This is a genomic window from Flagellimonas amphidinii, from assembly GCF_013090115.1.
GTDB classification, from domain to species: domain Bacteria; phylum Bacteroidota; class Bacteroidia; order Flavobacteriales; family Flavobacteriaceae; genus Flagellimonas; species Flagellimonas amphidinii.
On sequence record NZ_JABFNN010000039.1, the window covers coordinates 541,563 to 554,424 of the forward strand.

Genomic DNA, 12,862 nt, shown 5'->3' on the forward strand with positions numbered 1-12,862 from the left:
AAATTATACCGTTGGCATAGCATACATTTTCTCGCGTTGCTCTTTGATGGATTTGTCAGACATGTAATCATCAAAACTCAAATAGCGATCAATACAGCCTTTAGGTGTAATCTCAATGATTCTATTTGCTACTGTATTGACAAACTCATGATCGTGCGTTGTCAATAGTACTGTACCTTTAAAATTCTTGAGCGAATTGTTGAACGCCGTAATACTTTCCAAATCCAAATGGTTGGTGGGTTCATCCAATAAAAGCACGTTAGCTCTCAGCATCATCATACGGCTCAACATACACCTTACCTTTTCTCCTCCAGAAAGAACTGTGCTTTTCTTAAGTGCTTCTTCTCCACTGAACAACATTTTTCCTAAGAATCCACGGATGTAAACCTCCTCTCTCTCCTCTTCAGTTTTGGCCCATTGACGCAGCCAGTCCACTAAATTGATGTCTTGATCAAAATATTCAGAATTGTCCGCAGGCAAATACGATTGGGTTGTGGTAACTCCCCATTGGTATGTTCCACTATCTGCCTTTGTTTTTCCTGCGATAATATTGTAGAATGCCGAAGAGGCCCTTGAATCCTTGGAAAGAATAGCTACTTTATCTCCTTTTGCCAGATTAATGTTCACATCCTGAAACAACAAATCACCATCTTCTGAAGTGGCTGAAAGTTTTTCCACATTCAAAATTTGGTCCCCAGCTTCTCTTTCCCGGTCAAAAATAATAGCTGGATATCTTCTACTTGATGGTTTGATGTCCTCAATTTTCAATTTATCCAACATCTTCTTACGGGATGTGGCTTGTTTACTTTTGGCTACGTTGGCGCTAAATCGCTGAATGAATTCTTGTAATTCTTTGGCCTTTTCCTCAGCCTTTTTGTTCTGTTGGGCACGTTGTCTAGCTGCTAGCTGGCTACTCTCATACCAAAAGGTGTAATTTCCAGAGAATAGATTGATCTTCCCAAAGTCAATATCGGCAATGCTGGTACAAACTGCATCTAAAAAGTGTCTGTCGTGCGAAACAACAATTACGGTGTTCTCATAATTGGCCAAAAAGTTCTCTAACCAATGAATGGTTTCATAATCCAAATCATTGGTAGGCTCATCCATGATCAGCACATCTGGGTTTCCAAATAAAGCTTGGGCCAACAATACCCGTACTTTTAACTTGGAATCCATATCGGCCATGTTGGTATAGTGCAATTCTTCAGTAATTCCTAAGTTAGAAAGCAAGGCAGCGGCATCACTGTCAGCGTTCCAGCCATTCATTTCCTCAAACTGAACTTGCAATTCACCAATCTTTTCCGCATTTTCATCTGTATAGTCCGCATATAGGGCATCTATTTCCTTTTTGATTTTGTACAAGGGCTTGTTACCCATCACAACAGTCTCCAAAACCGGAAATTCATCATATGCGTTGTGATTCTGTTCCAAAATGGACATACGTTTTCCGGGCTCTAAGTGCACATGCCCAGAGGTTGCATCCAATTGCCCAGATATAATTTTTAAAAATGTGGACTTCCCAGCACCATTGGCGCCGATGATTCCATAACAATTCCCTTGGGTAAAGGTTACGTTGACTTCGTCAAACAAAACTCTTTTACCAAATTGTACTGATAAGTTGGATACTGATAGCATTCAAATTTTTTTGCAAAAATAGTTAAAAGCCATCCTTATTACCAATTTAATTGCATAATATCAAACTACACATAAACAGGCTTTTACAACATTTAACTCGCCATTAACAAGAGGGATTTTTTCGTATCCCTATTTTTGTCACCAAATATGACGGTTCCCTTTATATGGTAAGATTTTTACTCGGCCTATCTTTCCTAGCCGTTTTGGCGTGCTCACAAAAGCACGGAGAATGCCCCTCGGTCTTCTTCGGCGGTGAGATAGTTAATCCCACAAGCGACTATGTTGTCCTCTATAGGAACGATACTTATATCGACTCTGTCAAGCTGGATGACAACAATAGATTTGCTTTTAATCTTCAAGGGATAGATGAAGGATTATACCATTTTGACCATAGCCCGGAACTACAATATGTTTATCTACAAGAAGGTGATAGCCTTTTAATACGGTTGAACACGGTTGAATTTGATGAGTCGCTAGTATTTTCTGGCAATGGAAGTGAAATCAACAATTTCTTGGTTGAAATGTATTTGGCCCATGAAAAGGAAGAACCTATAATGTATGACTATTATGCACTTTCTCCTGAAAAATTCAAACATAAAGCAGATTCACTTCAATCCATAAAACTGAAGCATCTTGAGGAACTGACCAATGACAATCAATTAGGTGACAAGGTCTTGACCATGGCAAAAGCATCTGTTGATTACAACAACTTTATTTATCGGGAAAAGTATCCGTTCTACCACAAGAAAAAAACGGGTGAAGAAACCATCCATAATCTTACGGAAGACTTTTATGATTACAGGAAGAACATTGACCTCAACAGCCAGCATTTAACGTTCTTCAGGCCCTATTTTGATTATATGAAATATCATTTTGGCAATTTGTCCTATATGGCTTGTCTAGATGATTGCAATTCCGGAAAAATTCCTGCTACAAGCCATTTACACTTTAATAAGCACAAACTCCATTTAGTTGATAGTTTGGTACAACAGGAGAGTCTTAGAAACTTGCTTTTCAGGAATATAGCCATGGACTATTTGTTAAAAGAGCACAAATCCAATAAAGAATGCCAAATCTTCATTGACAAATTTCGAAAGCTCTCCACCAATGAAGACCATAAAAATGAAATCTCGCATTTATATGAAGGGATTCAAAACTTGCAACCTGGAATGGCTCTTCCGGATCTGAAGGTAAAAGATTTTGAAAACAAAGAGCACTCCCTCAAAGAAATCAGCCAAAAAAGAAATACCGTATTTTATTTTTGGACAACTTCACAAAAGAAGCACTTTAGCAATGTGACCGAACTCATTGAAAAATTGGAGCGAAATTATCCTGATTATACTTTTGTGGGCATCAACCTTAGGACCAGTCCTACACAATGGGCCAAAATAATTGAAGAAAAACAGCTAGATAAAAACAATCAGTTTTATGGCGAGGATTTTAAGGAAATCCAGACCACTATGATCATAGATGGCCTCAATAAGTGTGTGATAGCAAAAGACACTGTGATTGTAGATGCCTTTGCAAATCTTTACTATTCTTTCAAGAAATAAAAAAACCCTGAAATAATTCCAGGGTCCTTTTTATAAATTTATAGCTCTTCTTTCTTAAGAGTTCCCTTTTCTGTAATCCGCTAAGAATTTCTCCAAGCCAATATCTGTAAGTGGGTGTTTCAAAAGTCCTTCAATAGAAGACAATGGCCCTGTCATTACATCGGCACCCAATTTAGCACAATCAATAACGTGCATGGTATGACGAATTGAGGCTGCCAAAATCTGTGTATCAAAAGCGTAGTTATCGTAAATCAAACGTATTTCAGAAATTAGATTCAATCCATCTGTGGAGATATCATCCAATCTTCCCAAAAATGGGGATACATAAGTGGCACCTGCCTTAGCTGCCAACAATGCTTGTCCTGGTGAGAACACCAAGGTACAATTGGTACGGATTCCATTATCAGAAAAATACTTAAGCGCTTTTACACCATCTTTGATCATAGGGACCTTAACCACAATTTGATTGTGCAATTCAGCCAATTCCATACCTTCTTTTACCATAGCATCAAATTCTGTGGACACAACCTCTGCAGAAACATCTCCATCTACAATATTGCAGATGTCCACATAGTGTTTTAAAATATTGTCCTTTCCTGTAATGCCCTCCTTGGCCATCAAGGATGGATTGGTAGTAACCCCGTCCAAGACCCCTAATTGTTGTGCTTCGGAAATTTGGTCCAAGTTGGCGGTATCAATAAAAAATTTCATGTTTCTAGCTTGTTTTAAAGTTGTAAAAGAATTCATTGCTAATTTACAACATTAACCAGCCTAGTGTTCCAAATTTGGATAAAATATCCTAGTAGAAGTTTAGTCGACCACTTGAATTACAAATTCCCTTACCGCAGAATCTGAGCATGTTGGACTACCATCATATCCATCATAATCCCAAGATTCCACAAAAAGCTCCACTTCAAATCTGTAGGTTCCAATATCTTCAGGTATACCATAAAACTCAATGGACCTCCGGTTGATATCAAAAAAAATTCCCGGAGGGAGGTTTCCGAAAACTTCAAAATCGTAGTGGTAATCATCATCATTGACTTCATTACTGATTTCAGCTGTAATCAAGCCATAATACCTTTCACCAACAAAACCTAATTCCAATGGCTTGTCATGAATCTCTGGATTGATATTGAAAATACATTCATAAACCTCGTCACAACTTTGCATAAAAAATGTAACGAAAACGAGTAGAGCTACCTTATATATGTTCTTTGATTGTCCCATATGACAACAAAATCAAAAAACATGCCATCAATTTACAGCTTGTAGTGATTGAGCAAAAGTTTTTCGTATAACTTACCTGGAAGGATTCTCTTTAAAATAAGCGAAAGCCTTTGCGTAAATTCTCCAACCGGATTGTGGATTTTAGGGCTTTTCTTTTGAATAATCGCATAGACCTTATGGGCCACCTCCATAGGATCTCCCCCTGCATCTACATGTTCATTCATTAAATCCAAGCTTTTTCCATAGGTATCCTTATATGCAGATTCAGGTTTTACAGGAGCATGATATCTCCCCGCGGCAATATTGGTGGCGAAATCCCCCGGGGCCACATTGGCGATATGAATCCCAAAATCCTTGGTTTCCATCCGAAGTGCTTCCGTTAATAACCCCAACGCACCTTTAGTGGCCGAATAAAATCCTCGAAACGGCAGTCCCATGTACCCAGCAATGGAAGTGACGTTGATGATCAATCCCCCACCCTGCTCACGCATTTGCGGAAGAACAGCTTTTATCATATGCACCGGACCATTGAAATTGATATCAAAAATATTCAGGATTTCTTCGTGCGGTGTTTCTTCAATCGGACCTGTCATCCCAACTCCGGCATTGTTGACCAAAACATCCAGTCGTCCTTCTTTGGAAATCACATATTCCACAGCTTTCTGAACACTTTCAGGCTGCTTTACATCCAGCTGCACTAATTCAAAAACATCAAAATCAGGATAATTTTTAGGGGTTCTTGCAGTGCCATAGACCTTATAATCTTTGGATGCCAAATAGGTTCCAATGGACTTTCCTATGCCCGAAGAGCCACCGGTTATCAGTACAACTTTTTTAGCCATAATCTCTGATTTTTGGGTACAAAAAAAGGCAAGCTACCTACATCGCACCGCTACGACCACATACCCTTGCTGCGTTCCCACCCTGGGGGATTCTGCAGGAGCTGGTCGTGTAGGACTTGCCAAAGGCAAATATACGACCTTTTAAATTTGCCGCAATCCTATTTCATCCTTAATTTCGACAAACAAGGAGGTAAATTATGAAACATATACTAAAGACAATGGTCAAGCTTCTATCCATATTTTGTTTTTTGCTCTTTTTCCTAGGCTGTGGTGGAGAAAAAGACCCATCCAAACTGTTCTCTATTGAGCTCGAAGGGAACAAAAATAAACTAACTCAAAATCAAGAGATTGGAGTTGCCATTAAAAGTAAGGCAGCTATAGAAATATCCGAGGTACGTTATTTTATGGATGGAGAAGAGTTGTCTCTTACGAATGGTAAGCTCAAACTCAATGCAAAGACATTGGGCAACAAAACATTGATGGCACTCATCAGTTTTGAAGAGCAAACAGTAGAAATTCAAAGAAAAATACGCTTATTGTCCGCTAATCCTCCTGCAATATACACCTACGAAATATTGAACACCTATCCCCACGATCCTTCAGCATATACCCAAGGTTTGGAATTTCATGACAATGTATTATATGAAAGTACGGGTAAAAAAGGGGCTTCAACAATAAGAAAGGTAAATTTTGAAACCGGTGAAATCCTTCAGAAAATAGATTTGGACGCTTCGGTATTTGGGGAGGGCATTACGTTACTTCAAAATAAATTGTACCAATTGACCTGGCAAAGCGGTATTGGTTATGTGTACAACCCATCCAATCTAGAACACATTAAAGACTTCACCTATGGTGAAAGTCGCGAGGGTTGGGGTCTTTGCAATGATGGCGAAAAAATCTATAAGAGTGACGGTACCGAAAAAATCTGGTTTTTAAATCCAAACACCCTTGAGGAACAAGGCTATATTGAAACCGTGACCAATAAATCCATTTTTAATAAAGCCAATGAGTTGGAATATGTAAATGGAAAAATCTATGCCAATGTCTACCAACGGGAAAGCATGATGATCATTGATGCAACTTCTGGAGCCATTGAAGGGGTCATCAATTTTGGCGGACTCAAAAATCAAGTAAAAAAAGGACCAGAGTGGGACGATACCAATTCTGTATTGAACGGTGTGGCCTACCACAAGGATAAAGGCACCTTTTTTGTCACCGGAAAAAACTGGGACAAACTCTTTGAGGTTAAAATCCTGAAGAAAGATTAATGCAGTCCTATACCGAAGTCTTTGATGTTGTACCTACCGATTTGGACGAATTGGACCATGTGAACAATATCCGATATGTGGAGTGGATACAAGAAATTTCCAAAAAACATTGGTTTAAAGTCACTACAGAGGAAATCCGGAAGGAAATGATCTGGGTGGTGAAGAAACATACTATTTCCTACCATAAATCTGCCGTTTTGGGTGATTCCATCAAAATAAACACCTATATCAAAGAGACCAAAGGTCCTCTTTCCATCAGAATTGTAGAAATCAAAAACAATAAAACTGAAGCTGTTTTAGTTAACGCATGTACAGAGTGGTGTCTTTTGGATGCCCAAACATTTCGCCCCAAAAGGGTTCCAGAATCTGTACAAAAATTGTTTTTGAAATAGTGAAATCTTCAGCATTAAAATGGATCATTACAAGCCTAGGACTTATAACATTACTAGTGTTGGGGTCTTGCAGGGAAGATTTTGAATATGCCCCAAGTACCGGAAACTTGCAATTTTCCAAGGATACCGTTTTCCTGGATACCATTTTCAGCAATATTGGGAGCAGTACGTATTCCTTAAAAGTGTACAACCGCAGCAATGATGATATCCTTATACCTTATATAGGTATGGAAACAGGACAACAAAGCGATTATAGACTCAACGTAGACGGTTTGGCAGGAAAAGAGTTTCAAGACATTCCGCTTTTGGCCAAGGACAGCCTGTTTGTTTTTATCGAAACCACATTTGATGCTTCCCAAACCCCAGAAAACGAATTTCTGTATACCGAAAGTCTCTTATTTGGTGAAGGTAGCGAAACGCAACACGTGGAACTGGTCACTTTGGTAAAAGATGCTATTTTGCTTTTCCCAAGCGAATTGGATGACGGTTCCAAAGAATCCTTAGTGTTGGGGTTAGATGACAATGGAGAGGAAATTCGGGTTGAAGGTTTTGAGCTTGAAACGGGCGAACTCCTTTTCACCAATGAAAAACCTTACGTCATTTACGGGTATGCTGCGGTTACTGAAGGTAACACACTGACCATGGAGGCGGGCACTCGCGTCCATTTTCATGAAAACTCAGGGATTTTGATCAATAGTGGAGCTTCATTGGACATTAACGGAGCTTTGAGCGAGGATGAAACCGCTTTGGAAAATGAGGTCATTTTTGAAGGAGACCGACTGGAAACCACCTATACTGATGAACCCGGTCAATGGGGTGCCATTTGGATCAGGGAAGGGAGCACCAACAACCGTATTGCGCATTTGACCCTTAAAAACGCCACGATCGGTCTACGGGTAGATGGTGATGAACTCCTGGCTTCCCCTACCCTTACGTTACGCAATGTTCAGATTTACAACAGCCTTTCTGGTAATCTATGGGCCACATCTGCCCACGTTATTGCAGAAAATACCGTTTTGGGCAATGCTGGCGAAACCTCGGCGTTGTTACACTTGGGTGGCAGGTATCATTTTACCCATTGCACCGTCGCCAATTATTGGACCAATGGCTTTAGAAACGGTTCCGCATTGAGCATTACCAATACTGATGGAACCTCTTCCCAAAATCTGGAAAGTGCAGATTTTATCAATTGTATTGTTGGTGGTAGCATGTCCCTGGAACTCTCTATGCTTCAAGATGCCAATGCTGATTTCAATTTTAGCTTCCAAAATTGTTTGTTGCAATTTGATGACACTGAAAATCTTTTTGAGGATGACCCGCTTTTTGACTTTGAAAATCCGGATAACTACCTTAATATTATTTTGAATGAATCCCCGGATTTCATCCAGCCATTTCAGAACCAATTTACGATTGGTGAAAATTCGGCTGCCCTGGATGCAGCAGAACCTAACCTTCCATCACCTGTAATTACCGATATTTTAGGAATGGACCGAACCCAAAATCCAGATATCGGTGCTTACGAATTTTTCAATGAAAATTGATTTCTTAAGAAAATATTAAGACACTCAGTAAGAAAACTCCCTGATTTTGAGGGAAATCCCTAGTTTTTTTAAGGGAAAAGTGTAACGAGTTTTTTTAAGCTATTGTTAAATTGCACCAAGGATATTGCTCATGGATTACACTTATGTTGTCATAGATGCAGACGCCACCTCAAAACTGCAATTACAGCTTTTTCTCCAAGAACATGGAGATTTCATCTGTCTGGAAACAGCCCATGACGCTGAAGATGGTCTGGATAGCATTTTAAAACACACTCCAGATATCGTGCTCATCAACCTTAATGGAGAAAGCATGTCCTATTTCCTAATGGTATCGGAACTCAACCAATACATGCAGACGCTTCCAATCATCATTGGGTTCTCTGACTCTAAAAAATATGCTTACAACGCTATAAAAAGTGGCTTTTTCGACTATTGGATCTTGCCTCATAACGAATTTGACATTCGCAAGACCATCCTGCGCCTCCGTAAAAGGCATCCCAAACAAATGTTGCCCTCCACCATCTGCCTAAAATCATATAACGACTATCGGTATTTGGATACCAGTGACATTTTATATTTAAAATCGGACAACAATACCACGGACTTTGTTATGAGAGATGGCAATGTGGTGAGCGCCTATAAAACGCTGAAATCTTTTGAGGATAAACTTCCAAAGGGGTTCATTCGTATTCACCAAAGCTATATTTTAAATAGCAGGTATGTTTCCCGAATCAACTATGGAAAGAGCATGTGCACTTTGCGCAGCGAAAATGAAGAAGAGCTGCCTTTTTCCAAAACATATAAGAACAAGATTGATGCTTTAAAGGAGATGCTCTCCAAAACCGCAATAAAATCTCTCAATTAGTTAAATTCTTGCAGATTATAGTAAAATTCTAGCAGATTAACGACAAATACTAAAAAAACAGCTACGTACTACACTTCTGGTTGAAGGTTGAATAATTTGGCATTGCTAACCAAAAAATTTAACCACAGAAAACTTAATTATCATGAGGAAAGTAGTATGTATTTTGGCCGTAGTGGCAATGGGAATGGGAATGATGTCTTGCGAAGCAGATACTGATGTGCAAGATACCGAAAGTCTTTTTGAAGCGTTGGATCAAGAATCTACAGATAAATCTGAAAGCGACGCAGAGGGAAGAAATTAAATGAGTTATGAATAAAGTAAGATTGTATTGTATTGGGAGCGTTATATTTTTATTGGTATGCTGTATGGGTGAGTTCTCCTATCAGTACTTTAAAAACGATATAACCATCTTCCACATAAGCAATCTATCGCATTCAAAATCAAAAACATCAACATTCAATAAAAATTCCCCCGACAAAAGGATGCAAATCAATATCTATTTATTGGATAACGACTTGCTCAACGATGAGCGGGAATTATAGAACTGAAAAATAATGTACTCATAGCCCCATCACCCTTTTCAAGGTATGGGGCTTTTTTAGTACCTTGTATAAAAGAAAGTAAAAATACATTCGTTTTTATTACAACTTATTGAAATACAGCTACTTCATATTACTCTTTGTAATGCTATGTGCTTGTAGGGAAACCCCGTCCAGTACACAAACAAACGTTGATTCCAATTCCGTGGCCATCAACGAATGGATTCGTATATCCAAGGATAGTGTGGAACTTCCTATGGAAAAGCGTAAAAAATTCCTGGTCCAAGCCAGAACAAAAGCCCTGGTGGGAATTACCAATGACACCATACGTTTAGACCATCTGTCTAGAATTTCCTTGGCTTATAAAAACCTTCCTGATTCCTTGGGGTTCCGAAAAATGAACCGAGAGGTTATGAAATTGTCCCAAGAGGCAAATATGTACATGCCTTTGGGAGAATCGCATTGGGATTTGGCCTATTTTTTGCAATCCTATGGCGTAATGGACAGTGCCTATTTCCATTTCAGAATTGCTTACAAGAATTTTAATCGACTTCCTCTGAATTCTGAAACACAGTCCCTCAAAGGGAGGATGCTCTATAGTATGGGGCGTATTCAGGATTTCAACAAAGACTATTTAGGAGCTGAGACCAATATAACAGAAGCTCTGAAGATTTTTAATGATTTAGAAGACAATCAAAGAATCTACAATTGTTATAATGTCTTGGGAATTATTGCAAGCGGCATGAAAAATCATCAAAAATCTCTGGAATATTATGAAGTAGCAAGCACCTATTTAGATAAGCTTAATTCCTCTAAAAAATCAAAGCTCGTTTGGCAAAACAAAAACAACATAGCAGGTGAATTCCTCGATATGGAAGATTATGTTGGAGCAGAAAAAATTTATAGTGAACTTTTACAAAACCCAAGTTTCAAATCTATCCGCCCAAAATTATTTTCATTGGTAATGGTCAGTCATGCCTATACGCTCTTTAAAACTGGAGGAAATAAAGAAAAAATCAAACAATTGATTGATCAAGGCATCAAAATCAACGATAGTTTAGGGGATTTGTATCAACAAGCGAGAGCCTATCAGTATTATGCAGAAATATTGGCCAGCGAGGGAGATACCCTTAATGCCATTACTTACGCCAAAGAAGCCCATGAAACTGCCGAACAAACCCTTAACAATGATCGTCACTTAGAGGTACTTAAACTGCTCACGCAATTGGATAGTAAAAATGCACTCACCTACTCCAACGACTATTACGAACTCAACGAGGCCATACAGGAAGAAGAACGTGCCAAAAGGGACAAATTTGCCCGCATACGCCTAGAAACTGACGAAGTGATTCAAGAAAACGAGCAATTGACACGCCAAAAACAAATTTGGATCGGTGCGGCTTTGGGGTTGATTTTATTAGGTCTCGCTATGCTCATTATTGTTTCCCAACGTATCCATAACAATAGATTGTTATTCAAACAAAAGCAACAAGAGAGCAATCAGGAAATCTATAATTTAATGCTTGCCCAAGAAGGTAAATTCAAGGAAGGGCAACAATTGGAAAAAAAACGGGTCTCAGAAGAACTGCATGATGGTATTTTGGGACAAATGCTCGGTATTCGCTTAATTTTGAGCGGTCTCAATGAAAAAGATGACGAAGCCTCTGTGGAGCAAAGAGCAGACCTGATCGAAAAATTAAGAGAGGTTGAAGAGGAAATCCGGACCATATCGCACGAGCTTAGCGATGCCTCTTATCAGAAAATTCATAATTTTATAGTTTCCTTGGAAGATTTGATAGAAGGTATCAGCAGATCCTCGGGAATTTCAAGTTCTTTTGTGTACAGCCCCAATGTGGATTGGGACAACTTGCAAGGTGATGTAAAAATCAATATTTATAGGATTATCCAAGAATCCTTGCAAAACTGCGTAAAGCACGCCCAATGCAAGAATGTTGCCATAGATTTTGGCTTGTATGATGGCATTTTCAAATTGAGTATTTCTGATGACGGGGTCGGTTTTGACAGCACCAAAGGAAAAAGGGGCATTGGATTACGAAATGTAATGTCACGGGTGAAGAAAATCAAAGGAACCCTAAAAATAAACAGCACAAAGGGCAAGGGCACCACTCTTACGGTAAATATTCCGTACAGGAATGTGGCCCTGAACAATGAAAATACCGAACAACGATCAAAAAAGTTGGTAAAAGCTTAATTTTGCATGACAACAGTACAAACAACCATGAAAACACTCCGAATACTGGCCATAGACGATCATGAAATGACCATGCTGGGATACAAGTTCATCCTGGAGAATATGGTTTTTGATGGTTATAATATTATTGTTGACACGGCCAATAAGTTTGAAGATGGCAAAAAACTGATTGAGGATTCCGTGAACTCCTTTCAGTATGATATTCTTCTTTTGGACGTGCAGTTGTACCCACCCAATGAAGAGCAACCCAACAATGGTGAAGATTTAGGGCTTTTGGCCCGCAACCTCACCCCAGAGACCAAGATTGTTTTCATGTCTTCCTACGGAGACAATTATAGGATCAACAGCATTCTTAAATCTGTGGATCCAGATGGTTATTTGGTAAAGACGGATATTGACCCCCAAACCTTGGAAGATGCCATTAAGACCATTACCTTAAATCCGCCATATTATTCCTCCAAAGCTTTGGCGGCCATCCGGAAGAAAATGTCCAACGACATAGACCTGGACGAAAAAGACAAACAGATTCTTTACCATCTTTCCAAAGGAACAAAAAATAAGGATTTGGAAAAGTTTATCCGATTGTCCCCTTCTTCCATAGAAAATAGAAAGCGTCATTTAAAAGTACTCTTCGGTACGGAAAACCAAAATGATCTGGCACTGATACTTGCCGCTAAAAACAGAGGATTTATATAAGAAAACTCTCTTCTCTTACGCACAGTTCTTTCAAAATCCTTGCTTCTTTTACCTTTTTTGCCCTCTAGACCCTACAAATTGCAGGAAAT

Annotated in this window: 12 protein-coding genes and 1 other RNA gene; 8 read left to right on the forward strand and 5 right to left on the reverse strand. The window is 39.1% G+C overall.

The window, feature by feature from the left end; genetic code table 11:
- Positions 1 to 3 precede the first annotated feature (3 nt).
- Entirely contained in the window at positions 4 to 1,635 is a 1,632-nt protein-coding gene (locus HJC33_RS14325; RefSeq protein WP_171659504.1) for an ABC-F family ATP-binding cassette domain-containing protein, read from the reverse strand.
- 164 nt (positions 1,636 to 1,799) lie between these two features.
- On the opposite strand from HJC33_RS14325, the gene HJC33_RS14330 reads away from it, so the two are divergent.
- Positions 1,800 to 3,188, forward strand: coding sequence for a TlpA family protein disulfide reductase (locus HJC33_RS14330; protein ID WP_171659505.1), 1,389 nt, complete (start codon positions 1,800 to 1,802; stop codon positions 3,186 to 3,188).
- 54 nt (positions 3,189 to 3,242) lie between these two features.
- On the opposite strand, the gene fsa is transcribed toward HJC33_RS14330, so the two are convergent.
- The 4 genes from fsa to ffs all read right to left on the reverse strand — a co-directional run bounded on the left by fsa (position 3,243) and on the right by ffs (position 5,382).
- Positions 3,243 to 3,899: a fructose-6-phosphate aldolase gene (gene fsa / locus HJC33_RS14335; RefSeq protein ID WP_171659506.1), complete on the reverse strand. Its 657-nt coding sequence runs from the start codon at positions 3,897 to 3,899 to the stop codon at positions 3,243 to 3,245.
- 99 nt (positions 3,900 to 3,998) lie between these two features.
- Positions 3,999 to 4,361 (reverse strand): hypothetical protein, encoded by a 363-nt coding sequence (locus HJC33_RS14340; protein ID WP_171659507.1) that lies wholly within the window; start codon positions 4,359 to 4,361, stop codon positions 3,999 to 4,001.
- Positions 4,362 to 4,450: 89 nt separating this feature from the next.
- Positions 4,451 to 5,260, reverse strand: a complete 810-nt coding sequence (locus tag HJC33_RS14345; protein WP_171659508.1) for an SDR family oxidoreductase — start codon at positions 5,258 to 5,260, stop codon at positions 4,451 to 4,453.
- Positions 5,261 to 5,283: 23 nt separating this feature from the next.
- An RNA gene (gene ffs / locus HJC33_RS14350) (signal recognition particle sRNA small type) lies at positions 5,284 to 5,382 on the reverse strand.
- 75 nt (positions 5,383 to 5,457) lie between these two features.
- On the opposite strand from ffs, the gene HJC33_RS14355 reads away from it, so the two are divergent.
- The 7 genes from HJC33_RS14355 to HJC33_RS14385 all read left to right on the forward strand — a co-directional run bounded on the left by HJC33_RS14355 (position 5,458) and on the right by HJC33_RS14385 (position 12,773).
- On the forward strand, positions 5,458 to 6,528 hold the full coding sequence (locus HJC33_RS14355) for a glutaminyl-peptide cyclotransferase (protein WP_246245562.1): 1,071 nt from the start codon (positions 5,458 to 5,460) through the stop codon (positions 6,526 to 6,528).
- Complete coding sequence (locus HJC33_RS14360; RefSeq protein WP_171659509.1) at positions 6,528 to 6,920, forward strand: acyl-CoA thioesterase; 393 nt, start codon at positions 6,528 to 6,530, stop codon at positions 6,918 to 6,920. Before HJC33_RS14355 ends, HJC33_RS14360 begins: the two co-directional genes overlap by 1 nt.
- Positions 6,920 to 8,461: a hypothetical protein gene (locus HJC33_RS14365; RefSeq protein ID WP_272620520.1), complete on the forward strand. Its 1,542-nt coding sequence runs from the start codon at positions 6,920 to 6,922 to the stop codon at positions 8,459 to 8,461. Before HJC33_RS14360 ends, HJC33_RS14365 begins: the two co-directional genes overlap by 1 nt.
- Before the next feature lie 130 nt (positions 8,462 to 8,591).
- The gene (locus HJC33_RS14370) at positions 8,592 to 9,326 is read left to right on the forward strand and encodes a LytR/AlgR family response regulator transcription factor (protein WP_171659510.1); all 735 of its coding nucleotides are present in this window, start codon (positions 8,592 to 8,594) and stop codon (positions 9,324 to 9,326) included.
- Between the two features lie 142 nt (positions 9,327 to 9,468).
- Complete coding sequence (locus tag HJC33_RS14375) at positions 9,469 to 9,627, forward strand: hypothetical protein (protein WP_171659511.1); 159 nt, start codon at positions 9,469 to 9,471, stop codon at positions 9,625 to 9,627.
- A 383-nt stretch (positions 9,628 to 10,010) separates the two neighbouring features.
- Positions 10,011 to 12,077: a sensor histidine kinase gene (locus tag HJC33_RS14380; RefSeq protein WP_171659512.1), complete on the forward strand. Its 2,067-nt coding sequence runs from the start codon at positions 10,011 to 10,013 to the stop codon at positions 12,075 to 12,077.
- 27 nt (positions 12,078 to 12,104) lie between these two features.
- Positions 12,105 to 12,773 (forward strand): response regulator transcription factor, encoded by a 669-nt coding sequence (locus tag HJC33_RS14385; protein ID WP_171659513.1) that lies wholly within the window; start codon positions 12,105 to 12,107, stop codon positions 12,771 to 12,773.
- Positions 12,774 to 12,862 lie beyond the last annotated feature (89 nt).

Coding starts and splice junctions, on each gene's coding strand:
- HJC33_RS14375 (WP_171659511.1), top strand. CDS start 9,469: ATGAGGAAAGTAGTATGTATTTTGGCCGTAGTGGCAATGGGAATGGGA.
- HJC33_RS14355 (WP_246245562.1), top strand. CDS start 5,458: ATGAAACATATACTAAAGACAATGGTCAAGCTTCTATCCATATTTTGT.
- HJC33_RS14330 (WP_171659505.1), top strand. CDS start 1,800: ATGGTAAGATTTTTACTCGGCCTATCTTTCCTAGCCGTTTTGGCGTGC.
- HJC33_RS14370 (WP_171659510.1), top strand. CDS start 8,592: ATGGATTACACTTATGTTGTCATAGATGCAGACGCCACCTCAAAACTG.
- HJC33_RS14385 (WP_171659513.1), top strand. CDS start 12,105: ATGAAAACACTCCGAATACTGGCCATAGACGATCATGAAATGACCATG.
- HJC33_RS14345 (WP_171659508.1), bottom strand. CDS start 5,260: ATGGCTAAAAAAGTTGTACTGATAACCGGTGGCTCTTCGGGCATAGGA.
- HJC33_RS14340 (WP_171659507.1), bottom strand. CDS start 4,361: ATGCAAAGTTGTGACGAGGTTTATGAATGTATTTTCAATATCAATCCA.
- fsa (WP_171659506.1), bottom strand. CDS start 3,899: ATGAAATTTTTTATTGATACCGCCAACTTGGACCAAATTTCCGAAGCA.
- HJC33_RS14325 (WP_171659504.1), bottom strand. CDS start 1,635: ATGCTATCAGTATCCAACTTATCAGTACAATTTGGTAAAAGAGTTTTG.
- HJC33_RS14360 (WP_171659509.1), top strand. CDS start 6,528: ATGCAGTCCTATACCGAAGTCTTTGATGTTGTACCTACCGATTTGGAC.
- HJC33_RS14380 (WP_171659512.1), top strand. CDS start 10,011: ATGCTATGTGCTTGTAGGGAAACCCCGTCCAGTACACAAACAAACGTT.